Consider the following 24,715-nt stretch of genomic DNA (forward strand, 5'->3'; position numbering starts at 1 on the left):
GTGATTTTGATTACGAATATTGGGATTATAGCTATATTGATATAATATATAGCTGTGATCTATTTCTCATTATTTTTAGGTTAAATATATGTCTAAAGCAATTAAATTAACGACACTTGCTGTGGCTTTGAGTGTGTTATCTGGGGCCGCGTTTGCTGGAACTTGGTCTGTTGGTGGTTCAGTATTGGCTCAGTCAACACCTTATAAAGGAATTAAGAGCCGTGATTATGTCACGCCAGTGCCTATTGTTAATTATGACAGTGAGAACTTCTATTTTCATACATTAGCAGCCGGTTATTACCTATGGAATGATACGCAAGACCAATTATCATTAGATGCTTTTTATTACCCGCAATTTTTTAAACCTAAAGACAATGATGATAAAGCCATGCGTGAATTAGACCGCCGCCGTGATACGGTGATGACGGGTCTGACTTATCGTCATAACGCTGATTGGGGTACGCTGAGAACGAATATTTCTGGTGATATCCTAGGTATCAGTAATGGTATTCATGGTGAGTTTGCTTATCTGTATGGTTTTGAGGGTGATAAGTGGTCAATTACCCCAGGTCTTGGTATTAAATGGGATAGCAAGAACCAAAACCGTTATGAATATGGTATTTCTTCAAAAGAATCTCGTAATAGCGGTTTAAAACGTTATAACCCAGGTTCAAGTTGGACACCGTACGTTGAAGTAACAGGAAATTATCGCTTTGATGAAAATTGGACGGTATTTGCAATGGGCCGTGTTGACCGCCTACCAAGTGAAGTGAAAGATAGCCCAATGGTGAATAAAGATGTTTCCGCCATTATGTGGACAGGTGTCACTTACACATTCTAAGTTTGTTATCGAAAGTTAAATTATTGAGCCCCTGATATCATTATGTTTATCAGGGGCTCAATTTTATCTATTTAGAAATCTTATACACTTAGACTGGATAATTAATCTTGCGGTTTATTATCGCGGCTGACTATCACTAATGAAAGGCGAGCAGGGTGCTGTGCCTCACTTTTCATTGGGACATTAATCCTTGCCGTTTCTACACAAGCCATTTGTTTGTACCCATTATTTGGCATATCGTCCATACTGCATGATAACTCTGCCCAAGGGTTCCAACAGACAACATCACTATTATGGTAATGATGAATTTCTATTGTACGAGCCCATCCATCATCACGTAATAGGCTATATTCATCCGGTTCTGAATAAATACGGTCAGTATGTTTATTAAATTTGAGGGGTTCATTGGCATAAACTTCTTTATCTGCGACTTTATCGAAGTAGTGACCGCCTAACCCATAGACGGTGGCTTTTTGAATATCACTGATATTGAAATAACTATGCAGTGCGGCAGTAGTTTCGAAATCTCCATAACTTTCTAGTTCAAGTTCACATGTTTCACCGAGTTTCATACGGAGGATCAGAGTGAACTCATGGGGCCATAATTTACGGGTATAGTCGGTATCCGTTAATGTGAAGGTTAAAATAACACCATCTTCATGCTCATTATGTGCGGTGAATTGCCAAGGTAAAATTCGCGCAAAACCATGGCTAGGACTAGCAACAGGGCCGAACCAAGGCCAACAAATAGGGATGCCACCGCGGATTGCAACACCTTCTTTAAAAGCACTTTCTGAACTTAGCCATAAGCAAGGTTTTTGCCCTGCGGGTTGCCAATCAATAAGTTGAGCACCTTGTAAACTGACGGCCCCACGCACCTTAGGATGCGAGATGACAATGAGTGGAAGCTCGCCGAGTTGGCGTTGAGTGATGTAAGCAGAGACTTGTTTAATGACTGGTAGTGCAAAAAGTTTGTCGTGCATGGTATTAGGCCTGTGTTAATGGAACAGTGTGAATACTCGTCATCTTTCAAACTGCAGCATTGCTGACTGTGTTCATTCACTTGAATTATTTAGAGTATCTATTCGACATATTTAAAGGCGCGGTGACACGGTGAATAGTATTCATTCTAAAATAAGTCATGTTTATAGCGTATCCAATAGGAGATCAACCATAAGCGATATAGCAGAAAATATGAAGTATTAATTTGTTATTGGATACGATACAAAAGAGCCGCCAATCGGCGGCTCAGTTAAACAAATTTCGTTACAGCTCTTATTTAGAGATGTGAGCGATCAAGTCTAATACTTTGTTAGAGTAACCAGTTTCGTTGTCATACCAAGAAACTAATTTAACAAAGTTGTCGTTCAGTGCGATACCAGCTTTAGCATCAAATACTGAAGTCAGTTTCTCACCGTTGAAGTCAGTTGATACAACGTCATCTTCAGTGTAACCCAGAACGCCTTTCAGCTCGCCTGCTGCTGCTTCTTTGATAGCATCACAGATTTGAGTGTAAGTTGCTGGTTTTTCTAAACGAACAGTTAAGTCAACTACAGAAACGTTAGGAGTAGGTACACGGAAAGACATACCAGTCAGTTTGCCATTCAGTTCTGGAATAACTTTACCTACTGCTTTAGCCGCACCCGTTGATGATGGGATGATGTTTTGAGCAGCACCACGACCACCACGCCAGTCTTTGTGTGAAGGGCCATCAACAGTTTTTTGTGTTGCAGTTGTTGCGTGAACAGTTGTCATCAGGCCTTCAACGATACCGAATTTGTCGTTGATAACTTTAGCCAGTGGAGCTAAGCAGTTAGTTGTACAAGATGCGTTAGAAACGATTTCTTGACCTGCGTAAGCTTTGTGGTTAACGCCCATAACGAACATAGGAGTATCATCTTTAGAAGGGCCAGTCAGAACAACTTTCTTAGCACCTGCTTGGATGTGTTTACGTGCAGTTTCATCAGTTAAGAAGATACCTGTAGCTTCAGCAACGACGTCAACACCGACTTCGTTCCATTTCAGGTTTGCAGGATCTTTTTCTGCTGTTACACGGATTTTTTTGCCGTTTACAACTAGGTGACCATCTTTAACTTCAACAGTACCGTTGAAACGACCATGAGTTGAGTCGTATTTCAGCATGTACGCCATGTATTCTGCATCGAGCAGGTCGTTGATAGCAACGATTTCGATGTCAGAACGCTCTTGTGCAGCACGGAAAACGATACGGCCAATACGACCAAAACCATTAATACCTACTTTGATAGTCATAGTATTTCCACCAGCTATTTATTCGTGAATTAAGTTGTAGTTAAAGTTACCAAAACCTTGCCAGCCGTCAAGCGGAATCGTGTCAATTATTGAAAAAAATCAATTCTGATACCACCAATTGCTTATTTGTCAGCCACTTCAGCGGCAAATACAGCCGCACGTATTATCGGGATTGTGCAGCATAATGAAACCATCTATCAGTGATATATGTGATACGGTTCACAAATCAAAACGGAAAGTGAGATGCTTCTTAGTTTAGAATAGTTTTACAGAAAATGTTGTTAATTTTTTGTTGATTGAAATTGATGTATGATAACCATTGAACATTTTAGTTATTTAAATATTTAGGTGTGACATGTCAAAAAAAGATAACCAACCTATTGATATTTCAGAATTAAATGAAATGCAACGTTACGTTACACAGCAAGCAGGTACCGAGCCGCCATTCAGTGGCCAATTATTGCATAACCGTAAAGATGGTGTGTACGAATGTTTATGCTGTGGTTCACCTTTATTTATGTCTGAGACCAAATTTGATGCTGGTTGTGGTTGGCCAAGCTTTTATCAACCCGTCAATGAAGAGGCTATCAAATACATTGAGGATTTCTCGCATGGGATGCATCGTATTGAGGTTCGCTGTCAACACTGTAATGCGCATTTAGGGCATGTATTTCCCGATGGTCCTCAGCCCACCGGTCAGCGTTACTGTATTAATTCAGCATCATTAAGCTTTATTGATGATGATAGTGGTGAAAAGACCCGTGGATAAAGAGCTGAAGGGTGCTGAAATTTTAATATCAGAATGACAAAAACGATTCAGCTATCAGCTAAAATTAAGAATAATAAAATAACGTGTTAATTGCGCACTTGAAGGAGCCTTACCGTGAGCGTTGAAGTCAATCCAGAGCAACTTGAACAATTATTAGCAGTGATGACACCTGAAATCTATCAGCGTCTAGTGACCGCGGTTGAGCTCGGTAAATGGCCTGATGGGGTGATGTTAACGCCAAAACAAAAAGAGCATAGCTTGCAAATGGTATTATTGTGGCAGTCGCGGCATAACCATGACCCAGAACATATGACAGTAGGGACTAATGGCGAAATTACGATGAAGAGCAAACAAGAACTAAAAACGCTGTTTCAAGGTGAAATGTTGGCAACATTAAAACCGCAAAATAATGATGAGTAACAGTTACTCTGTAGAATAGGTTGGTTATTCAATAGGGTGTTGTACAGTGACAGCGTCACTAAAACAAGTTTTCTCAATTGATATGAGAAAACTTGTCTACAAAGCCTGGGTTAATGCAGGTCAGTTAACGTGATTAACCTCGCGCCTTGCTTTTTCATTTCGTCTAAAGCTTCTTGGCTGTCATTGGCTGCAAGATTAACACCTCTACATCCATCCACTAGAACATCTACGCTATAGCCTAATTTTAGGGCATCTAACACGGTAAATTTGACACAGTAATCCGTTGCAATTCCCATAATAATTAAATGTGAAATGTGTTGTTCTTGTAACCATGCATGCAGGCGGGTTTGGCTAATTTTATCGTTATCGAAAAAGGCACTATAGCTATCAACCTGCGGGTTTTCCCCTTTGGTAAAAGTTGCACTAATCAGCGATTGGTTTAAATTTGAGTGTAATTTAGCGCCGTGCTCACCTTGTACGCAATGAATAGGCCACCAAACTTGTGTAATGCCATTTAACTCACCGACTTCGCCAATTTGAGTATTTGAATTAGCCGCGAAACTAAGATGTGTCGCGGGATGCCAATCTTGACTTGCAATGATGTCTATCTGTTTTTGTTGGCAAATAGCCATCGCCTTATTAGCAACATCAATAACATGTTCACTTTCATTTACTGCTAATGTGCCACCTGTGCAAAAATCGTTTTGTAAATCGACTAACAGTAATGCTGCTTTCATTGTGTCCTCAGTATGTTATCTGTTATTCATCAGCATAGCTCAACTCGCCGCGTAAATTATTCTGCATTAACTCTCGGATTAAAGCAGGGGTATAATTTTGGCTTAGTAAGTAGTGCAATTTACTTAAGGCGGCTTCAAAAGTCATGTCGTATCCACTTATCACACCAGCTTCTGCAAGAGCATGCCCTGTGGCATAGCCTTCCATATTAACACGGCCAGAAATACATTGTGTCAGGTTCACTACAATAATGCCTCGGTTCGTTGCCTCGCGAAGTATACGTAGTAATTCTGGTTGTTGAGGGGCATTACCGACACCGTAAGAGCGCAATATAAGTGCTTTGACAGGTTGTTGGAGAATATTGCGAACAATCTCAACCGAAAGTCCAGGATAAAGTGTAACAACACCGATAGGTTGAGGCGTAATTCGGTGGCTTTTAAATTCACCTATGCCAATAGGTGCAGGGCACGTATTGAATGTGCGAATATTGATACCCGCCTCCATTAAGGGGGAGCAGTTAGGTGAACTGAAAGCATCAAAGCCGTCAGCATGAGCCTTAACGGTGCGGTTACCGCGATATAATTTGTTATTAAAAAATAGCCCGACTTCATTAACGGGATAATTAGCCGCTAAATATAAGGCATTTAATAGATTTGTTTGCCCATCAGAACGTAATGCTTCTAACGGTATTTGTGACCCTGTCACGATTACCGGCTTTTTCAAGTTTTCAAACATGAAAGATAACGCTGAGGCGGTGAAAGCCATGGTATCAGTGCCATGTAATATGACAAACCCATCATAAAGTGGATAATTTTCCCTAATATCATCAGCGATGAGCTGCCAATCTTCAGGGGTGATATCAGATGAATCAATCAACGGTTGATGCTCACGGATAGTAAACTCAGGCATTTCAGGGCGGTGAAACTCGGGCATTTGAGCTAACTGAGTTTGCAAATGACCCGAAACAGGAACATATCCCTGTGGTGAATGGCGCATGCCAATTGTTCCGCCAGTGTAGACTACATAAATTGATTTCTTCTGCATCTTATTACCTAATTTATCCAACTTATCGAAGGAGAGTGATTATCAGGATTTTGACGCATTTGTTAGCGTATTACTATCGTTAACTTGCGAATAATTAGATTGATATGGGGTTATTGATGAGTTTGTGAGAGAAATCCCCTTCATTAGTGCTGAAGGGGATTTAGCGATCAGTTAATTTCCGCGCAATTTAAGCAAAATGCGTAGCGGTTTTGAGGGTCATTCATTTTTAAGAAAAACTGAGCTTGCTGGCGGATATCCGTTGCGACTGCTGGGGGCAAAAACACCTGTAGTACATCTGGCATCGCGGCTTGAACGTTAGTGGTTAATTCAAGCAACAATTGATCCATGAAAGTCATCTCAGGCTTCATCCAATCTAGCTTAACATCAGTGAGTTTAGCGAGTTCTGCGGCTTTATCTATCGCATTATCAAAATCACCTAGTTGGTCTACAAGGCCATTTTTAAGCGCGTCTTGCCCGATCCACACACGGCCCTGAGCGATTTTATCTATCTCTGCAGGTGTTTTATGGCGAGCTTTCGCGACTAAGCCAATAAATGTCTCATAACCATTTTCAATCGTAATTTGCATCATGTCAGCAAATTGTGGGCTAATCCCTTTAGTCAGAGAAATATCGGCTAATGGTGATGTTGATACTCCATCAGTATACACCCCAATAGAATCTAAAGATTTTTCAAAGGTATTGATCACGCCAAATATGCCAATTGAACCAGTCAGCGTGTTTGGGCTAGCAATAATATAGTCAGCTGGAGTCGATACCCAATATCCGCCAGATGCTGCCATTCCCCCCATAGAAACCACCACGGGTTTACCGGCAGCATGGGCCGAAGCCAGCTCACTGCGGATCAAATCAGAAGCGCTTACACTTCCACCTGGGCTATTAACGCGCAACACAATTGCTTTAATATTATCATCAAGGCGAGCATCTCGAATTTGTGCTGCGATAGTATCGCCTCCTGCAATCCCAGCCGTTTGCGGGCCATCCATTATAGCACCTTGAACAACAATCACGGCGATATTGCCACTTTGATTCGCATTGGTATCTGTTATTTTAGCGGAGTAATCATAGATACTAATATTATTGAATTGCTTATCTTCTTTATTCCAGCCAAAGTGTTTACTGAGTAAATCTTCAACTTGTTCGTTTGTATAAAGTTTATCAACCAATTTTTGTTTTAAAGCATATTGTGCGCTATCGCCTTTGACAGAACGTAATTGTTCTAAAATAGTATCAGCCCCAGGGAAAATTTGCGTGCTAGTTGTATTGCGGTTTTTGGCGATATCTGCGAGGTAATTGTTCCACAGGGCATCCAACCATTGTTTATTGGCCAAACGTGCTTCAGGGGACATTTCATCACGCATTAATGGCTCAACTGCTGATTTATAGGTACCAACACGGAAAATATGGCTACTGACTTTAAGTTTTTCTAACAGTGACTTGTAATAAAGGCCATTAGTTGCGAAACCATATACCCCAACAGCACCTTGTGGTGTGAGGTAGATATCATCAGCGTAACTGGCGAGATAGTATTGTGATTGGCTATAACTGCTACCGATGGCGTAAACCTGTTTCCCTGAACTTTTAAATTCATTGATTGCTTTACCGATATAAGCCAGAGAGGGTTGGTCGGCGCCAACTAAATCATCTAGGCGTAATACCATTCCTGTAATACGCTCATCATTTGCGGCGGTACGAATAGTATCAACGATGTCGAATAATGAATTTTCTTGCATGCGGCTATTAGAAGTACCAAGTAGTTCACGGCTCATACGACCAAATGGGTCTGGAGCAGAAACTTGGTCTACGATAACGCCCTGCAAATCAACATACAAAGCACCAAAATAATTTTTTTCGGGTTGAGTCTCTGTTTGGTAAAGGGCAATTGACCCAATAACGACAAAGAATAACACTAAGAAAATGGCGTTAAAAACGAATTCCCTAATAAAGTTTAGTGCTCGCCAGCTAATTCTAAAGATGGTAGCGATGATGTCCCAAAGTTGACGCATGTTTTCTCCTATCCTGTATATTTTGCACCACACGGGTGTTAGCTTCACTGGTTTGCCGTTGGCTTATGGCACAAACTATTTTTGGATATCACATAAATATTTCTTTCTACAGTTGGGCTATTTCCGCCTGTAGCACGAATTTACGACAGTATACTCAAAAGCAAATCTGTTACCCGATCATCACATCGAATTGTTGATGTCTTAGTTGTATCAATACAATTAGTTGCAACTACGGGCTATTTTTATGCATAACAAAATTATGATACGCAAGGTACAATGCTTCAACGATATTTTTCATGTGTGATAAATGATACAATTCAATGAATTTATAACGTAATTTTACCTAGCGAATAACCGTTATTATTGTATTAGTGTAAGCGATTTTCCTTTAAGCTTAAACAATAGATAGCGTGGGTATCATTATCTAATTGAATGATTATCATATCAGTTTACTCTTAAACGGAGACAAATATGGATGCTTTAACCCTTTTGTTGAACCGCCGTTCAGCTTCAAGACTCACATCACCAGCACCGCAAGGCGAAGTACTCGACAATATCCTTGCTGCGGGGATGAGAGCACCTGATCACGGTGCTTTGAAACCATGGCATTTTGTTGTTATGCAAAATGAAGGTATTAACCGCTTCAGTGAGCTATTAGAAAAAGCGGCAATTGAAGGGCAATTAGGTGCTGAAGTAGAAGAAAAAGCACGTAACGCACCTTTTCGTGCTCCACTCATTATTACCGTAATTGCGAAATTAAAAGACCATCCGAAAATACCACAATGGGAACAATTAGTTGCTGCGAGTTGCACTGTACAAGCAATGCAGATGGCCGCGGTTGCTCAAGGTTTTGGCGGTATATGGCGCTCAGGAGCATGGACAGAAGATGCCGTGGTTCGTGCGGGATTAGGTTGTGGAGATAACGACCGTATTGTCGGATTTCTTTATTTAGGTACGCCAGAGCTTAAAGCACCAGCAAAAGTGCAAACTCCTGATATGACAGGCTTTGTATCTTATTTCTAAAGAGAATAATAATGACTGAAAAAATTAGATTAACACAATATAGTCATGGTGCAGGCTGCGGCTGTAAAATTGCACCGAAAGTATTAGAGCAAATTTTACACTCGGAACAAGCAAAATTTAATGACCCACATTTGTTAGTTGGTAATGAAACGAAAGATGATGCGGCGGTTTATGATCTAGGTAACGGCATTGGTATCATCAGCACGACAGATTTTTTTATGCCGATCGTTGACTCCCCGTTTGAATTCGGCCGTATTGCCGCAACTAATGCGATTAGCGATATCTTTGCTATGGGCGGAAAACCGATTATGGCAATCGCTATTTTAGGCTGGCCAATTGCTAAGTTACCGCCTGAAGTGGCTCGTGAAGTGATTGAGGGGGGCCGTGCTGCTTGTGCGGATGCTGGCATATCATTGGCTGGAGGGCACTCTATTGATGCACCTGAGCCTATTTTTGGTTTGGCAGTTACAGGTGTTGTGAATACGGAATATGTGAAGAAAAATAGTGCTGCAACAGCAGATTGCGAACTGTTTTTGACTAAACCGCTTGGGATTGGCGTTTTGACAACGGCAGAGAAAAAAGGGGTACTTGCGCCGGAACATCAACACTTAGCGGCTGAAACCATGTGCCAAATGAATAAGTTAGGGGCGGTGGTTGCGCCTTTAGAAGGGGTGACGGCCATGACAGATGTAACCGGTTTCGGTTTATTGGGGCATTTAAGTGAGATTTGCGAAGGGTCTAAAGTTCGCGCTGAAATTTCCTTTAGTAAAGTCCCTAAATTAGTCAACGTCGAAAAATATATTGAAGCAGGTTGCGTTCCTGGTGGAACAACCCGTAACTTCGACAGCTATGGTCACCTTATTGGCCCAATGAGTGATATGCAACGTCAGCTATTGTGCGACCCACAAACCTCTGGTGGCTTACTCATTGCAGTAAAACCTTCCGAAGTCTCTAAAATTAAAGAGATTGCACAGCAGCAAGGTGTTTTGTTACAGTCTATCGGTAAATTATTACCCCATCAGGATAATGTTCCTTTAGTTGAAGTGATAGATTAATTTATGCGTTTGTTTATTGCGGAAAAACCGAGCCTTGCAAGGGCCATTGCAGATGTATTACCCAAACCCCATAAACGAGGTGATGGTTTTATTCAATGTGGTGATGGCCAAACCGTAACATGGTGCATTGGCCACCTTTTAGAGCAGGCGGAACCCGATGCTTATGAACCTCGGTATGCACGTTGGAATCTTCAGGATTTACCAATTATCCCAGATAAGTGGCAATTGAAGCCCCGTCCCGCAGTAACTAAACAATTAAAAACCATTGAAACATTACTGAAGCAAGCTTCAATAGTCGTCCATGCAGGAGACCCCGATAGAGAAGGTCAACTGCTGGTGGACGAAGTGCTTGATTTTTTAAAGCTCGATCCTGAGAAACGCAAAGCCGTAAAACGTTGTTTGATCAATGACCTTAACCCACAAGCCGTTGAGCGGGCAATTGACCGCTTAAGAGAAAATCGTGAGTTTATCCCTCTTTGTGTCTCAGCCTTGGCGAGAGCACGGGCAGATTGGCTATATGGCATCAATATGACTCGTGCTTATACGCTATTAGGGCAACGAGGTGGATATCAAGGTGTTCTTTCTGTTGGGCGGGTACAAACGCCAGTTTTAGGCCTAGTTGTTAGGCGCGATGAAGAAATAGAAAATTTTATCCCTAAAGATTATTTCGAGGTGAAAGCCTATATTGTTACGCCAAAAGATGAGCGTTTTGTGGCGATATGGCAGCCAAGTGACTCCTGTATTGATTACCAAGACGAAGAAGGGCGTTTGTTCCACCGACCGCTTGCAGACCATGTGGTATCGCGTATTGAGGGTAAGCCTGCCATAGTGACGCAATATCAGGACAAGCGCGAGTCTGAAATTGCACCATTGCCTTTCTCTTTGTCGTCTTTACAGATTGAAGCCGCTAAAAAGTATGCGTTGAGTGCACAAGAAGTATTGGATATATGCCAACGCTTGTACGAAACACATAAGTTAATTACCTATCCACGTTCGGATAGCCGATATTTACCGGATGAACATTTTGCAGGGCGACACAGTGTATTGAATGCCATTGCTGTGCATCAGCCTGAACTCACTGAATTTGAACTGCCAGAGTTAGATAAAAAGAATCGTTGTTGGGACGATAAAAAAGTGGATGCCCACCATGCAATTATTCCAACAGCAAAAACGGCAGCAGTAAAATTAACGGAAAATGAGAGTAAAATTTACCAACTGATTGCACGTCAATATATTATTCAGTTTATGGCGGATGCGGTTTACCGTAAGTGTACTATTGATCTTGAAATTGAAAAGGGTAAATTTATTGCAAAAGCTCGGTTTCTTGCTGAAGCGGGGTGGCGAGTTGTATTAGGCAATAAAGAGCGCGATGCTGAAAACGATGGTATGCCTTTGCCAGTTGTGAGTAAAAATGATGAGTTATTATGTGAGAAAGGGGAAGTTGTCGAACGGCAAACGCAGCCTCCGCGCCCTTTTACGGATGCAACGCTATTATCAGCAATGACTGGGATCGCTCGGTTTGTGCAAGATAAAGCATTAAAAAAAGTATTGCGAGAAACGGATGGGCTTGGTACGGAAGCGACTAGGGCGGGCATCATTGATTTACTATTCAAGCGCCAATTTCTCTTCAAAAAAGGGCGTTACATTCATTCTTCTCCGGCGGGAAGGGCTCTAATTCATGTTCTACCCGATATGGCAACATTACCGGATATGACTGCTCATTGGGAGTCAGTACTGACTCAAATTAGTGAAAAACAATCACGTTATGATGATTTTATGCATCCGTTAGGTCAAACGTTGATGCAATTAATTCACCATGCACGCCAATTTACAAATTTGAGGACATTTCGAGAGTTACCAGCCCCATCAGCAAAAGCAGGGAAAAAACCTGCAAAAACAGGCAAGAAGAAAACGAAAAAGAAAGAGGATTAGTTGAGTTTGGTTAACCAATAAAAGGCGCTTTAAGCGCCTTTTTGCGTTATAACTAGTGATGAAATTTATTTTGTTAGGTCAAACTCAGACCACACCGGTGCGTGGTCTGATGGCTTTTCCATTCCGCGAATATCATAATCAATACCCGTTGCGATACAACGTTCAGCAAGGTTATTTGAGGCTAGTAATAAATCAATACGTAAACCGCGGTTATCATCAAAGCCCTTAGAACGGTAGTCAAACCAAGAGTAGCAATCAGCAACATCAGGATTTTTAGCTCGGTATGTATCGACCAAGCCCCAGCCTAACAATTTAGCTAACCATTCACGTTCTTCAGGTAAAAAAGAACATTTTCCGGTTTTTAACCAACGTTTGCGGTTTGCATCACCAATACCGATATCCAGATCGGTTGGGCTAATATTCATATCACCCATAATGAGTAATTGAGACTCAGCCGTTTGTGTTGATGTAATGTAATTTTGTAAATCTTGATAGAATTTTTCTTTTGCGGGAAATTTAGTTGGGTGGTCGCGGCTTTCCCCTTGAGGAAAATAACCATTAACAACAGTCAATGGGCCACGCTCTGTTTGGATGTCAGCCATGATAATACGGCGCTGTGCGTCATCATCGTCAGTTGGAAAGCCTTTGCGGACAGCAAGAGGCTCATTTTTTGTTAAAAGAGCCACGCCATAATGGGCTTTTTGGCCGTGATAAAAAACATGATAGCCGAGCTGACTAACCTCTTCATAAGGGAACATATCATCATGGACTTTTGTTTCTTGTAAGCCAATAACCTCAGGTTGATGTTTTTCGATGATTGCAGCGAGTTGGTGAGGGCGAGCTCGAAGGCCATTGATATTGAACGATATGAATTTCATGGTTTTTTATCACCTAGTTTTATGATTATTATGCGTATTCTACCAGATGGTAGCAATACTGTAACCCCGAGTAGCATGTTTCAACGATTAGGTTGTTTTATAGCCAATAACGATTATGATAAAAATGGATATTACATAACTCATTCTTGGTATGATATCAAAATTCTGAGCGTAATATAAAAATTATAATAAATTTAGTTAAACAAAAAATATTATAATTAATTAAATTTATTATGGGTGCTAGAATTTAATTTCTGATTAAAATTAAATTAATAATTTCAATATTAACTGGTTTTAATTTCATTTAAAGTCAATTGGTTATTTATATTTTAATGTGATTTAATAGTGGAGGCATAAAAAATAATTAATCGAAACAGTATAATATATTGCTTTGTAATGATGGAAATTATAAAAATACTTTTATGAAATATTGTTAATCATTCAATAAAAAATCAACTTTGATTTTTTGTTTTTTGGATTAATTTATGGGCTAATCAATATAATTATTAATGAGAAAGTTAAGTATGTTGATTAACATTTTAATAAATGGAATGGGGTCATAGATATGTTCTTTTCAAGAAAATTAGAGGCGTTTATGGCGGTTGTTGAAAATGGCTCGTTAAGCAAAGCGGCAAGAGTGATGAACCGTACGACACCTCCCATCGCGAAGTCAATCAAAGACTTTGAGACAAGCCTAGGTAAACGGCTTTTTAAACGAGAAAAATTTGGAATGACATTAACTAAGGATGGCCAAGAACTTTATAACGATCTAAGAGATCTTTATTTACAGGAGAAAGAAATAACGAAAAAACATTTTTCAGGTTATATAATCAATGAGGCTAATATTTATTATGACTGGGGTAAGGAAAATCATTTAATTAATTTATATCAATCAGCACATCAAAATAATGTACAAGTAAATATATTAAGGTTTAATTATGATGAAGTAGATGAAATTGTCGATTATGATGGAAATACACTTATTCTTAGTTCAGAGCAGGTTGTTAGTGAGCGGTTTTCATTACAAAAAATAATAGAAAATTCACCATTAGGTATTTATTGTCGGAAAGAACTGTATGAGAAATTTCATTATGATCTTGTTACATTATTACAAAAAAGTACTTGGTTATGTGACCCCGCATTTTATAAAAGTTCTTTGATGAGCGATTTATTAGCAAAAATTGAAACGGTTGATAATAAAACGAGCGTGAGACAAATGGATAATATTGGCTGTTGCCAAAGTTTTATTCAAGATGGTGACTTTATTGGCATTATAGACCACTATCCAGAAGAAGAATTAATTGATAAATCATTAATTTATATACCATTAAACAAGATTTTGGGGAAAAGTGTTTGTTACATTTATAAATCAAAATCACACTCTAGTGTACTAAATCGTTTTATGGGTGTTGTTGATAAATTAGGGGGGGATGTTAATTAAATGGTGGTGGGAGAAGGATTCGAACCTTCGAAGTCTGTGACGGCAGATTTACAGTCTGCTCCCTTTGGCCGCTTGGGTATCCCACCAGATTTTGAGTTGCTGTAATCATTGACAGCGGGCGGCATCATATCAAATGACGCGCCGCTGTAAAGCATTAATTTTCAATAAAATGGTCGTTTGCTGTTTTTTTATTCTTAATGTGTGTTAAATCAACAATGTGTTGTTAAATAAGCCACTATGTTGGCTTATAAAATAATGGTGCGATTACCATATACAAATACACGTTGAGCTAAAACCCAGTAAAGGGCATGGCTTAGTACATTTTTTTCAACATCACGTCCAGCACGCATCATATCATCCGCTGTGAATGTATGGTCTACATTAATCACGTTCTGTGTAATGATTGGCCCTTCATCAAGGCTGTCATTAACAAAATGCGCTGTAGCACCAATAATTTTTACGCCACGCTCATAAGCTTGGTGATAAGGACGGGCACCAATAAAGGCAGGTAAAAACGAATGGTGAATATTGATAATCTGGTTTGGATAATGCTGAACAAATGCGGGCGTTAATACGCGCATATATTTAGCCAACACAACGTAGTCAGGCTGATACTGGTCAATCTGTGCTGTCATTTTTTCGTCATGTTGTTCGCGAGTTAAGCCTTCATGACTAATATGGTGGAATGGGATGCCAAATTGTTCGACTAAGTTTCTTAGCGTGTCGTGGTTTCCAATAACAGCAGCAATTTCAACATCCAAGCCATCATAAGCACTTTTCATGAGTAGGTCGCCCAGACAATGTGCTTCTTTGGTTACCATGACGACAATACGACGCCGGCCTGCAGTGTTTAATTCACGTTGAGACCCAACAGGCAATGCATCGTCGAGATCCGCTAATAATGTTTCATCGTTGAAAATGCCTTCTAACTCAGTTCTCATGAAGAAACGGCCAGTGTGATGATCAACAAATTCATTATTTTGTACGATATTGAGTTGGTGTTTATAGCAAATATTGGTGATTTTCGCGATTAATCCTTTCGCGTCAGGGCAAATTGTCCTGAGAATTTTCTTTTGTACAATTTTGTGTTGCATGAAGCAGCCTAATCCTTAACTAACAAAGCGATATAAAAAACGACAGATTGAGTATTAAATGTGTCTCATTAGACAGGCATTAAATAAAGGGTAATTAGTCTGGGTGCCCACACTTTTTATATTTTTGACCAGAGCCACAAGGACATAAATCATTACGACCGATTTTTGGGGTAATACCGTCTATATAATACCAACACGAATCCATCTTAATAAAACGCGAACGTTCATGAATAAGCTGCTTATGATCAGCTTTTTCATCAATAAAGCAAGCCGAAAATTCGACATAAGCTTCATCGGGATTTTTAGCATAAGAAGAACTAATAACACGAAGACCACACCAGCGTGTCTTCGAAAAACTATTTACAATTTCTTGGTGCCATTCTTGAGCATGGCAATCCGGGTGCCATGTTTTAATCAGATAATCGGCATTTTGGTGAACATAAGCGCTATATCTGGAGCGCATAAGCTGTTCAGGCGTCTGTGGAATAGATTTTCCTTGTAAAAAAGGGGCGCAGCATTGTTCAAATTGTGCTTCGTTGCCACAGCAACACCTATCTTCTTCTTGTGATTTCATAACACTCTCTATAAAAATAAGTATAAGATTGAAAAGTCACTATACTTAAATGATGGCGAATAAATGATTTTATCGTATGAATAATTGTATTGTTAATTAAACCAGGCTTTTGCAGTAGGTATCTTATGAAAAATAGAAAAGTACTCATAATAGAAGACGAAATCACCTTCTGTACAATTTTAAAAAATTACCTCGAAACGCTGGGTATTGAGATCTATACCGCAGATAATGGTCAATTAGCAATAGAGATGTTAACAATAAACGGTATCACCCCTGATATCATTCTATGTGACCTTAATATGCCGATAATGAATGGTGAAGCGTTTATGCGAGAGTTGGTTGCTCGTAATATCGATATTCCAGTCATTGTGATTACAGCAACAACCGATTTTACTCAGTTAGATAGAATGTTTCGTTTAGGGGCAAAAGATGCTTTGCTTAAGCCAATAAAAAATTTAGATGAAGTTAAAGTGACCCTCCTTTCTGCACTGTATCCTGAGAAAAATAACCTAACAGAGCTAATGGGAGAGGAACTTCATCAGATTTCTACATTAATGCAAGAGCATACTCAAGATATGTTGACGGTGTTGAAGCAGTTACAACCGCCAGTAAACCAAATTATAAATAATTACCGAATTAACTATCGCCAACTTAATGAAGCCAACCGCTTTGGCTTATTATTAGACTTAGCCGCTATTTCAGACAGCCAAATAGGATTTTACTGCATTGACACTGAGCGCTCTCCCCAAGAAGGTATTATGGCTGCTTTTTTGATTCGTGTTGTGTTCAATGACCTATTAAAAAGTGCGGTAAGCTACCCAGAAAAAAAATTACCGAATATTGATAGGATTATTAATCAAATAAATTATTTACTAGAGGATTCGGGGTTTAGTGGGCAATTTCCTCTCTTATTGGGGTATTTTAATACACAGAATAAAGTAATTATAATGGCGAGTGCGGGCTTAGAAGCGGAAATAACGACAGAAAATACGCATGTTAAGTTACCAAGAAGTCTTCCTTTAGGTACACTTAAATTTTATCAATCTAACCATTTAGAGGTAAAAGGAAATGCTTGGCAGTGTTTAATTCGTAATAATAGCCAGAAAATAAAACTTATGTTTAACCCGGAGACATAATTAATGTCTAAAATGCATGCATGTGTCATCTAAATAACTCTATTCAGACTCGTCGCTATTTATTCATAAATATTTCCTGATATACTTTTGCGCACTTAAAATGCCTCTTGATACTTTAGTGAAATTTGAGAGGCAAGGATGATATCTGGAGTGATAAAAATGACACAGCGCAAGGTGCGTAAAGCGGTAATCCCCGTTGCAGGCTTAGGTACACGTATGCTTCCTGCAACAAAAGCTATTCCAAAAGAAATGTTGCCAATAGTCGATAAGCCACTTATTCAATATGTTGTTAATGAGTGTATTGCTGCGGGGATCAATGAAATTGTTTTAGTAACACATTCATCAAAAAATTCCATTGAGAACCACTTTGACACAAGCTTTGAGTTAGAAGCTATTTTAGAAGCGCGTGTTAAGCGCCAGTTATTGGATGAGGTTCAATCTATTTGTCCAAGTCATGTAACGATTATGCAAACGCGACAAGGAATAGCAAAAGGATTAGGGCATGCAATTTTGTGTGCTAAACCGTTAGTCGGTGAAGAACCTTTTGCGGTTATTTTACCTGATGTCATTTTAGACCGTTACAGTACAGATTTAACTAAATTTAACTTGCGTGAAATGCTCGAACAATATGAATCAACAGGTGCAAGTCAAATTTTAGTTGAGCCAGTCCCTGAAGAAGATGTATCTAGCTATGGTATTGTGGATTGCAGTGGAGAAACGCTAGCACCTGGGGATAGCAAAAGAATTGTTCGTATGGTTGAAAAACCAAAACGTGAAGAAGCTCCATCTAATTTATCTATTGTTGGTCGTTATGTTTTATCTGAAAAGATTTGGGATGCATTAGCTAAAACAACTCCCGGTGCTGGTGATGAAATACAATTAACTGATGCTATTGCATTAATGATGGAAAATAATGAGCCTGTAGAGGCGTACCACTTATGTGGTAAAAGTCATGACTGTGGAAATAAATTAGGTTATATGAAAGCATTTGTTGAATATGGAATGCAGCATGATGCGTTGGGTGAAGAGTTTACTCAGTGGTTGAAGAAATTATCAGCGTCATTGAATACAGCAAAATAAAATTTCACAATAAATTTTTATTAAAGGCTAACTTAATTTGTTAGCCTTTTTTATGCGTGAAAAAATAAATTATTAACAATAAACGTCAGGTATTAAGGCGTATCGCTCTGATTTAGACTGTTTAGTTGCTACTAATTATAAGTGAGAGGTGTACAAAAATTAACATAGAACCCCATTACATAAATAAAATCACTGAACAATATTTAAGTTTATCTAATTAAGCTTACATATCTTTACTACTCTTTTTTATTTATCATGATTATTTGATTGGTAGTGTAATACAGCGCAAAGGCTTAAACAGAACAGTTAATTGAAGTGGGGCGGTAGTTATGCGGCTTTAGTGCTAAAAAAGGGGGGTATAATAGCTAAGCGCTTTTTCTTAGTAGAGGTTAATATAAAATAATATATAAAGGTTTAAAGAAAAACACCCTTATAAAAGGGTGTTTAGAATACATGTTGAGGCTATTAGATTAAGAAATCATCTAAAGATTTGCCTTGTTCTTCAATGGCAACCTTGATTACCGCTGGAGTACGGCCTTGGCCTGTCCAAGTTTTAGTTTCGCCATTTTCATCAACATATTTATATTTAGCTGGACGTGCAGCACGTTTAGCACGGGTGCTAGTGCTTTTACCTGAGTCCATGGTTTGCAGAAGGTCATTTAAATCGACACCTTGCTCAAGAATCATTTCACGAACTTTTTCCAATTTACGGTTACGTTCTTCTAATTCCGCGCGAGCCTGACTCTCTTCATCACGACGTTCTTCAACAACGACAGTTAATTTTTCCAGCATTTCTTCTAAAGATTCTAAAGTTACTTCGCGAGCTTGAGCACGAAGAGTACGGATGTTATTTAACGCTTTTAATGATTCGCTCATTTTCCTGGTCTCAAATTATTTGTTGGCATGTGTACAGTAATAATAGAATGCTATTTTAAATTCTGCAATAGCTAAATTACTTTCTTAGTTTAAAAGTAATCTTTAACGAATGCAATTTTTTTACAAAAGAAAAATAAACTTTTCGTAGATATATATATAGCTATTATCAATAACTGAGCTAAACGAAAAATAGGAATAAGCCAAAATCTTAGTGATTAAATAATTCAAAAAAGAAGAGGCGTGTCTCATTTTACTTTTACTCGGAATGAATTGAAGGGAAGGTCTGGCTTAAATTTTCTTTTTTTGATGATGTTTTTTAGCGGAATGTGCTTTAGTTGAAACTGTTTATAGTTAATATCAAATTGATTTTTATTGCATATGAGCTAAGCAGTATTTGCAATAAGGTACAAGTTGAACCAAAAAAAAGTTAAATTTTCAATAAGTAAAGGACATCAATATTGTTAATCCTCAAGTATGTTTTATGGTAAAATTATTATGTATATTAATTTTGAGGGAACAGCCAAATGGCTCAGCTTTACTTTTATTATTCAGCAATGAACGCGGGTAAATCAACATCATTATTGCAATCATCGTATAACTATAATGAAAGAGGGATGCGTACGGTTATTTTTACGGCAGAGATAGATAACCGTTTTGAACAAGGAAAGGTCTCATCGCGAATAGGGTTATCCGCGGAAGCGTTACTATACTCAACGACAACGAATATGGCTGAGCTGATCAAAAAAGAAAATAGTGTACAAAAAGTACATTGTGTTCTTATTGATGAATGTCAGTTTCTAACAAAAAAACAAGTTGAAGAATTATGTGACATAGTCGATAACGAGGATATTCCGGTTTTATGTTATGGATTGCGTACCGACTTTGCTGGGCAATTATTTGAGGGGAGTCAATATTTGCTTGCTTGGGCTGATAAATTAGTTGAGCTAAAAACGGTTTGCTATTGCGGGCGTAAGGCGAGCAAGGTATTACGTATAGGAAGTGATGGGATACCTGTTTATGAAGGCCTACAAGTCGATATAGGTGGTAATGAAAAGTATATCTCTGTTTGTCGTAAGCACTATTCAGAAGCAATAAAACAAGCTCAGTTGATGAATGAGGGCGTTATACCTAAGCAGCCACTTCATTTTCGATGAGCAGAAATATTTTGGTGTAGGGACTAAAATAGGCTTCGGTTATCGGATTATTACGGCAGTTAATGAAATCAACTCAGTGGGTTAAATTATTTTATATAATATTGATTTTATGTATTCTTGCTGTCATCCATTTCAAATAGTGAAACAAAAGGCACTACAATAATTGTAGTGCCTTTATTTTAAATAATGTTTAACACATTATTTCTTAGCGTTTTTCTTTTCTACTTCTTTTTTTACGGCTGTTTTTTTCTGAGGCGCTTTTTTTTCCTCTTTATCAATCACAGGCGTATCTTGATGCTCAACAAACTCACGACCATAATAAGAATCCAGTAATAACTGTTTAATTTCAGAGATTAAAGGATAGCGGGGGTTTGCTCCTGTACATTGGTCATCAAATGCATCTTCAGAAAGTTTATCTACACGGGCTAAGAAGTCGGCTTCAGTTACACCAGTCTCACGAATAGATTTAGGAATGCCTAAATCAGCTTTCATTTCCTCCAACCATGCGAGTAATTTTTCAATTTTCTCAGCAGTCCGATCTCCAACTTTAGTGAGCCCTAAATGATCTGCAATTTCTGCATATTGGCGACGTGCATGAGGTCGATCGTATTGGCTAAACGCAGTTTGTTTTGTTGGGTTATCATTAGCATTAAAACGGATAACATTACAAATTAATAATGCGTTCGCAAGGCCATGAGGAATATGGAACTCTGAACCAAGTTTGTGAGCCATTGAGTGACAGACACCTAAGAAGGCGTTTGCAAATGCAATACCCGCAAGTGTTGCTCCGTTATGTACACGTTCTCTTGCAACAGGGTTTTTAGCGCCTTCGTGGTAACTGGCGGGTAAATAATCTTTTAATAAACTCAGGGCTTTAAGTGCTTGTCCGTCAGTAAATTCATTTGCTAAAACAGAAACATAAGCTTCCAACGCATGGGTGACAGCATCTAAACCACCAAAAGCAGTTAACGATTTAGGCATATTCATGACTAAGTTCGCGTCAACAATTGCCATATTTGGTGTTAATGCATAATCCGCTAATGGATATTTTTGGCCTGTTTTATCATCAGTCACTACCGCAAATGGAGTCACTTCTGAACCCGTACCGGAGGTCGTTGTGATAGCAACTAATTTTGCCTTAACGCCCATTTTAGGGAAACGGTGGATACGTTTACGTATATCCATGAAACGTAATGCTAATTCCTCAAAATGAGTTTCGGGGTGTTCATACATAACCCACATAATTTTAGCCGCATCCATTGGTGAACCACCACCTAATGCAATAATGACATCAGGTTGGAATGCTTGCATTTGTGCTGCACCTTTACGAACAACCGTTAATGTCGGGTCTGCCTCAACTTCAAAGAAAACATCAGTTTCAATGTGATGTTTTTTGAGAACGCTAACGACTTCATCAACATAACCATTATTGAATAGATAACCATCGGTTACGATAAAGGCGCGTTTTGCACCGTCAGTTGCAATCTCTTCAAGGGCGATAGGTAGACAACCACGGCGGAAGTAGATTGAGTTCGGAAGTTTATGCCACAACATATTTTCAGCTCTCTTCGCCACAGTTTTGGTATTGATAAGGTGTTTTGGACCGACGTTTTCAGAGATGGAGTTACCACCCCAAGAACCGCAACCTAGTGTAAGAGATGGAGCCAATTTAAAGTTGTACAGGTCACCAATACCGCCTTGTGACGCTGGCGTATTGATTAAAATGCGCGCAGTTTTCATTTTTTGGCCAAAATAGTTAACTCGTTCATGTTGGTTATCTTGGTCAGTATATAGGCAAGAGGTATGGCCAATTCCTCCCATTTCAACTAATTGTTCCGCTTTTGCAACTGCATCTTCAAAATTCTTACCACGATACATGGCTAATAATGGAGACAGTTTTTCATGAGCGAACGGTTCTGATTCATCAATGGCTTTTACTTCACCAATTAAGATTTTAGTTGTTTTTGGCACGCTAATACCGGCCATTTCGGCAATTTTATAGGCAGGTTGACCAACAATAGCAGCGTTCAGGTTGCCATTTTTTAAGATGATATCTTGAACTGCTTTAAGCTCTTTTCCTTGTAGCAGGTAGCCACCATGGCTGGAAAAACGCTCACGAACTTGGCTGTAGATTTCATCCACGACCACAACGGATTGTTCAGATGCACAAATAACTCCGTTGTCGAATGTTTTTGACATCAAAATAGATGCGACAGCGCGCTTAATATCTGCCGTTTCATCGATCACCACAGGGGTGTTACCAGCACCAACTCCGATTGCGGGTTTGCCTGAGCTATAAGCGGCTTTCACCATGCCTGGTCCACCTGTTGCTAAAATCAGGTTTATATCAGGATGGTGCATTAAGGCATTGGATAGCTCAACAGAAGGGGAGTCAATCCAGCCAATAATGTCTTTTGGTGCACCCGCTGCAATAGCAGCATCCAGCACGATTTGTGCTGCACGGTTAGTAGCAATTTTGGCGCGAGGGTGCGGAGAAAAAATAATAGCGTTACGTGTTTTTAAGCTAATGAGTGATTTAAAAATTGCGGTTGAAGTCGGGTTAGTTGTTGGCACAATACCACAGATAATACCAATCGGCTCAGCTATCGTAATTGTCCCAAATGTTGGGTCTTCAGATAGCGTACCACAGGTTTTTTCGTCTTTATAAGCATTGTAGATATACTCTGAAGCAAAGTGGTTTTTGATCACTTTATCTTCAACAATGCCCATTCCAGATTCTTCGACAGCAAGTTTTGCTAGGGGGATACGTGCGTCAGCAGCAGCGAGGGCAGCAGCTCTAAAGATTTCATCAACTTTTTCTTGGGAGAAAGTTGCGAATTCACGTTGAGCTTTTTTGACACGAGCAACGAGTTCATTGAGTTCGGTAACGTTAGTTACGGACATATAGATTACTCCTGATAAATGTTAAACTTTTTAAGCCAATGAGCAATGCATCTATAGAGCGAAGAAATGCTTAAAGATGAAAGTATAGATGTAATCTATAATAACGCTGCTCATCATCGCTTATTGGCTTAAAAACCTTATTCAATATTGAGTTAATATCCTAATTAGCTCTGTCTATCAGTTAAGAGTAGATTAACAAAACGGTAATTAAATAAAGTGATCTAAATCACGAAAATGCTAAGCTGACTCCTTTCAGCACGTGTATTTATGCACAAGTTGAATAAATGTTGTTCATCTATTACTTAATTTAATATTATCAAAACAATTTGTGCAGATAATCTATGTCTATCTAACTAAATATTAAATAAATTTAGCAAGTTAAAGAAAATATTGTTTTACTCAAGGAAATTAATAACATCGGTGGTAAAATTATGAAAGGTATCAATGAATCTCTAAAGAGAATTGCTTAAGGAAATGAATGGGTGAGTAGCGCATTACTTGATTTATCGGGTTATATTAAATTTTTTATTGGTTTATTTGCACTTGTAAACCCAGTTGGCATATTACCTGTGTTTATTAGTATGACAAACTATCAAAGTAATGCCGGGCGAAATAAGACTAACACCATTGCAAATACCTCAGTTGCGATCATTTTATGTACATCATTATTAATTGGTGACTCTATACTGCAATTATTTGGTATTTCAATTGATTCCTTCCGTATTGCAGGGGGGATTTTGATCGTCACAATTGCGATGTCAATGATTAGCGGTAAAATTGGTGAAGACAAACAGAACAAGCAAGAAAAAACAGAAACTGCGGTTAGGGATAGCATTGGTGTTGTACCTTTAGCTTTACCTTTAATGGCGGGGCCTGGTGCAATAAGTTCTTGTATTGTATGGTCATCTCGTTGGCATGGTTGGCAAAACTTTTTAGGCCTAGCATTGACGAGTATCGCTTTTGCCTTTTGTTGTTGGTTATTATTTCGTTCAGCGTCTTTATTGGTTCGTTACTTAGGCCAAACAGGGATCAACGTAGTGACTCGTATCATGGGGTTATTACTGATGTCGCTGGGAATAGAGTTTATAGTGACGGGTGTTAAGGCTATATTCCCAGGCCTATTGTAATCTCATTTCTTTTTATGGCTGCAAATCGGCCCTATTTGCAGCCATACCTACTGCTAATTTCCCTCGTATCACACATATCAGTTTTGCTATTCAGATAGCATATTTCTCTTTACTTTAATTGGCTGGTTAAAATTTTGGCTATCAATAATCACGTCTAAAAAAATGATACCTGTAATTATATGTGGCATTTATTGCTAAAATAGGGATAAAAAGTAAGGAATTGTGAGCTACGTAAATTTATTCACTATTTTAATTGGTGTTTGTTAATGATATGTTTGGAAATGTGCTTGGGGGCTATCTTATAGTATATAACCAATGCTTCATCAACTTATTGTAA

The 24,715-nt window shown here is 38.9% G+C and carries 21 protein-coding genes and 1 tRNA gene; 11 read left to right on the forward strand and 11 right to left on the reverse strand.

Annotated elements, in window-relative coordinates; translation table 11 throughout:
• Positions 1-88 precede the first annotated feature (88 nt).
• Positions 89-841: a MipA/OmpV family protein gene (locus tag PSE72_RS01180; RefSeq protein ID WP_115167184.1), complete on the forward strand. Its 753-nt coding sequence runs from the start codon at positions 89-91 to the stop codon at positions 839-841.
• Positions 842-942: 101 nt separating this feature from the next.
• On the opposite strand, the gene PSE72_RS01185 is transcribed toward PSE72_RS01180, so the two are convergent.
• Both PSE72_RS01185 and gapA read right to left on the reverse strand, forming a co-directional pair.
• The gene (locus PSE72_RS01185; protein ID WP_198641099.1) at positions 943-1,824 is read right to left on the reverse strand and encodes a D-hexose-6-phosphate mutarotase; all 882 of its coding nucleotides are present in this window, start codon (positions 1,822-1,824) and stop codon (positions 943-945) included.
• A 292-nt stretch (positions 1,825-2,116) separates the two neighbouring features.
• On the reverse strand, positions 2,117-3,112 hold the full coding sequence (gene gapA / locus PSE72_RS01190) for a glyceraldehyde-3-phosphate dehydrogenase (protein ID WP_004911198.1): 996 nt from the start codon (positions 3,110-3,112) through the stop codon (positions 2,117-2,119).
• A 355-nt stretch (positions 3,113-3,467) separates the two neighbouring features.
• Between gapA and msrB the strand changes: the two genes are divergently transcribed.
• Together msrB and PSE72_RS01200 are read left to right on the forward strand one after the other, a co-directional pair.
• Positions 3,468-3,881: a peptide-methionine (R)-S-oxide reductase MsrB gene (gene msrB, locus PSE72_RS01195; RefSeq protein WP_115167186.1), complete on the forward strand. Its 414-nt coding sequence runs from the start codon at positions 3,468-3,470 to the stop codon at positions 3,879-3,881.
• A gap of 114 nt (positions 3,882-3,995) precedes the next feature.
• Positions 3,996-4,301: a YeaC family protein gene (locus PSE72_RS01200; protein ID WP_115167187.1), complete on the forward strand. Its 306-nt coding sequence runs from the start codon at positions 3,996-3,998 to the stop codon at positions 4,299-4,301.
• A gap of 110 nt (positions 4,302-4,411) precedes the next feature.
• On the opposite strand, the gene pncA is transcribed toward PSE72_RS01200, so the two are convergent.
• The 3 genes from pncA to sppA all read right to left on the reverse strand — a co-directional run bounded on the left by pncA (position 4,412) and on the right by sppA (position 8,104).
• On the reverse strand, positions 4,412-5,038 hold the full coding sequence (pncA, locus tag PSE72_RS01205; RefSeq protein WP_004911188.1) for a bifunctional nicotinamidase/pyrazinamidase: 627 nt from the start codon (positions 5,036-5,038) through the stop codon (positions 4,412-4,414).
• Between the two features lie 22 nt (positions 5,039-5,060).
• The gene (gene ansA / locus PSE72_RS01210; protein ID WP_004911183.1) at positions 5,061-6,080 is read right to left on the reverse strand and encodes an asparaginase; all 1,020 of its coding nucleotides are present in this window, start codon (positions 6,078-6,080) and stop codon (positions 5,061-5,063) included.
• Positions 6,081-6,247: 167 nt separating this feature from the next.
• Positions 6,248-8,104, reverse strand: a complete 1,857-nt coding sequence (gene sppA / locus PSE72_RS01215) for a signal peptide peptidase SppA (RefSeq protein ID WP_272690867.1) — start codon at positions 8,102-8,104, stop codon at positions 6,248-6,250.
• A gap of 471 nt (positions 8,105-8,575) precedes the next feature.
• On the opposite strand from sppA, the gene PSE72_RS01220 reads away from it, so the two are divergent.
• The 3 genes from PSE72_RS01220 to PSE72_RS01230 are packed head-to-tail and all read left to right on the forward strand — an operon-like array spanning position 8,576 to position 12,114.
• Positions 8,576-9,127, forward strand: a complete 552-nt coding sequence (locus PSE72_RS01220) for an NAD(P)H nitroreductase (RefSeq protein ID WP_198641101.1) — start codon at positions 8,576-8,578, stop codon at positions 9,125-9,127.
• Between the two features lie 11 nt (positions 9,128-9,138).
• Positions 9,139-10,182 (forward strand): selenide, water dikinase SelD, encoded by a 1,044-nt coding sequence (selD, locus tag PSE72_RS01225; RefSeq protein ID WP_198641102.1) that lies wholly within the window; start codon positions 9,139-9,141, stop codon positions 10,180-10,182.
• A 3-nt stretch (positions 10,183-10,185) separates the two neighbouring features.
• The gene (locus tag PSE72_RS01230; protein ID WP_115167188.1) at positions 10,186-12,114 is read left to right on the forward strand and encodes a DNA topoisomerase III; all 1,929 of its coding nucleotides are present in this window, start codon (positions 10,186-10,188) and stop codon (positions 12,112-12,114) included.
• 65 nt (positions 12,115-12,179) lie between these two features.
• Here PSE72_RS01230 and xthA read toward each other — a convergent pair whose 3' ends face one another.
• Positions 12,180-12,992: an exodeoxyribonuclease III gene (xthA, locus tag PSE72_RS01235; protein ID WP_115167189.1), complete on the reverse strand. Its 813-nt coding sequence runs from the start codon at positions 12,990-12,992 to the stop codon at positions 12,180-12,182.
• A gap of 565 nt (positions 12,993-13,557) precedes the next feature.
• Here xthA and PSE72_RS01240 point away from each other — a divergent pair.
• Positions 13,558-14,433, forward strand: coding sequence for a LysR family transcriptional regulator (locus PSE72_RS01240; protein WP_004911163.1), 876 nt, complete (start codon positions 13,558-13,560; stop codon positions 14,431-14,433).
• Between the two features lies 1 nt (position 14,434).
• Here the strand turns inward: PSE72_RS01240 and PSE72_RS01245 are convergent.
• The 3 genes from PSE72_RS01245 to PSE72_RS01255 form a co-directional block, all read right to left on the reverse strand.
• Positions 14,435-14,519, reverse strand: a tRNA-Tyr gene (locus PSE72_RS01245).
• Positions 14,520-14,678: 159 nt separating this feature from the next.
• Positions 14,679-15,527 carry a formyltetrahydrofolate deformylase gene (gene purU / locus PSE72_RS01250; RefSeq protein WP_110731961.1) on the reverse strand — a complete coding sequence of 283 codons (849 nt, stop codon included), beginning with the start codon at positions 15,525-15,527 and terminating at the stop codon, positions 14,679-14,681.
• Between the two features lie 94 nt (positions 15,528-15,621).
• Positions 15,622-16,101, reverse strand: coding sequence for a YchJ family protein (locus PSE72_RS01255; protein WP_115167190.1), 480 nt, complete (start codon positions 16,099-16,101; stop codon positions 15,622-15,624).
• Between the two features lie 125 nt (positions 16,102-16,226).
• On the opposite strand from PSE72_RS01255, the gene rssB reads away from it, so the two are divergent.
• Both rssB and galU read left to right on the forward strand, forming a co-directional pair.
• Positions 16,227-17,237, forward strand: coding sequence for a two-component system response regulator RssB (gene rssB / locus PSE72_RS01260; RefSeq protein ID WP_198641107.1), 1,011 nt, complete (start codon positions 16,227-16,229; stop codon positions 17,235-17,237).
• A 159-nt stretch (positions 17,238-17,396) separates the two neighbouring features.
• Positions 17,397-18,317 (forward strand): UTP--glucose-1-phosphate uridylyltransferase GalU, encoded by a 921-nt coding sequence (galU, locus tag PSE72_RS01265; protein WP_115167191.1) that lies wholly within the window; start codon positions 17,397-17,399, stop codon positions 18,315-18,317.
• A gap of 465 nt (positions 18,318-18,782) precedes the next feature.
• Here galU and hns read toward each other — a convergent pair whose 3' ends face one another.
• Positions 18,783-19,193 (reverse strand): histone-like nucleoid-structuring protein H-NS, encoded by a 411-nt coding sequence (hns, locus tag PSE72_RS01270; protein ID WP_004254106.1) that lies wholly within the window; start codon positions 19,191-19,193, stop codon positions 18,783-18,785.
• A 524-nt stretch (positions 19,194-19,717) separates the two neighbouring features.
• Here hns and PSE72_RS01275 point away from each other — a divergent pair.
• Complete coding sequence (locus PSE72_RS01275) at positions 19,718-20,347, forward strand: thymidine kinase (protein WP_115167192.1); 630 nt, start codon at positions 19,718-19,720, stop codon at positions 20,345-20,347.
• Between the two features lie 198 nt (positions 20,348-20,545).
• Here the strand turns inward: PSE72_RS01275 and adhE are convergent, their stop codons facing one another.
• Positions 20,546-23,251, reverse strand: a complete 2,706-nt coding sequence (adhE, locus tag PSE72_RS01280) for a bifunctional acetaldehyde-CoA/alcohol dehydrogenase (protein WP_198641108.1) — start codon at positions 23,249-23,251, stop codon at positions 20,546-20,548.
• A 482-nt stretch (positions 23,252-23,733) separates the two neighbouring features.
• Between adhE and PSE72_RS01285 the strand changes: the two genes are divergently transcribed.
• Positions 23,734-24,378, forward strand: coding sequence for a YchE family NAAT transporter (locus tag PSE72_RS01285; protein WP_004254112.1), 645 nt, complete (start codon positions 23,734-23,736; stop codon positions 24,376-24,378).
• Positions 24,379-24,715: the final 337 nt, after the last annotated feature.

The sequence above is a fragment of the Providencia sp. PROV116 genome (genome assembly GCF_028482485.1).
GTDB classification, from domain to species: Bacteria; Pseudomonadota; Gammaproteobacteria; order Enterobacterales; family Enterobacteriaceae; genus Providencia; species Providencia rettgeri.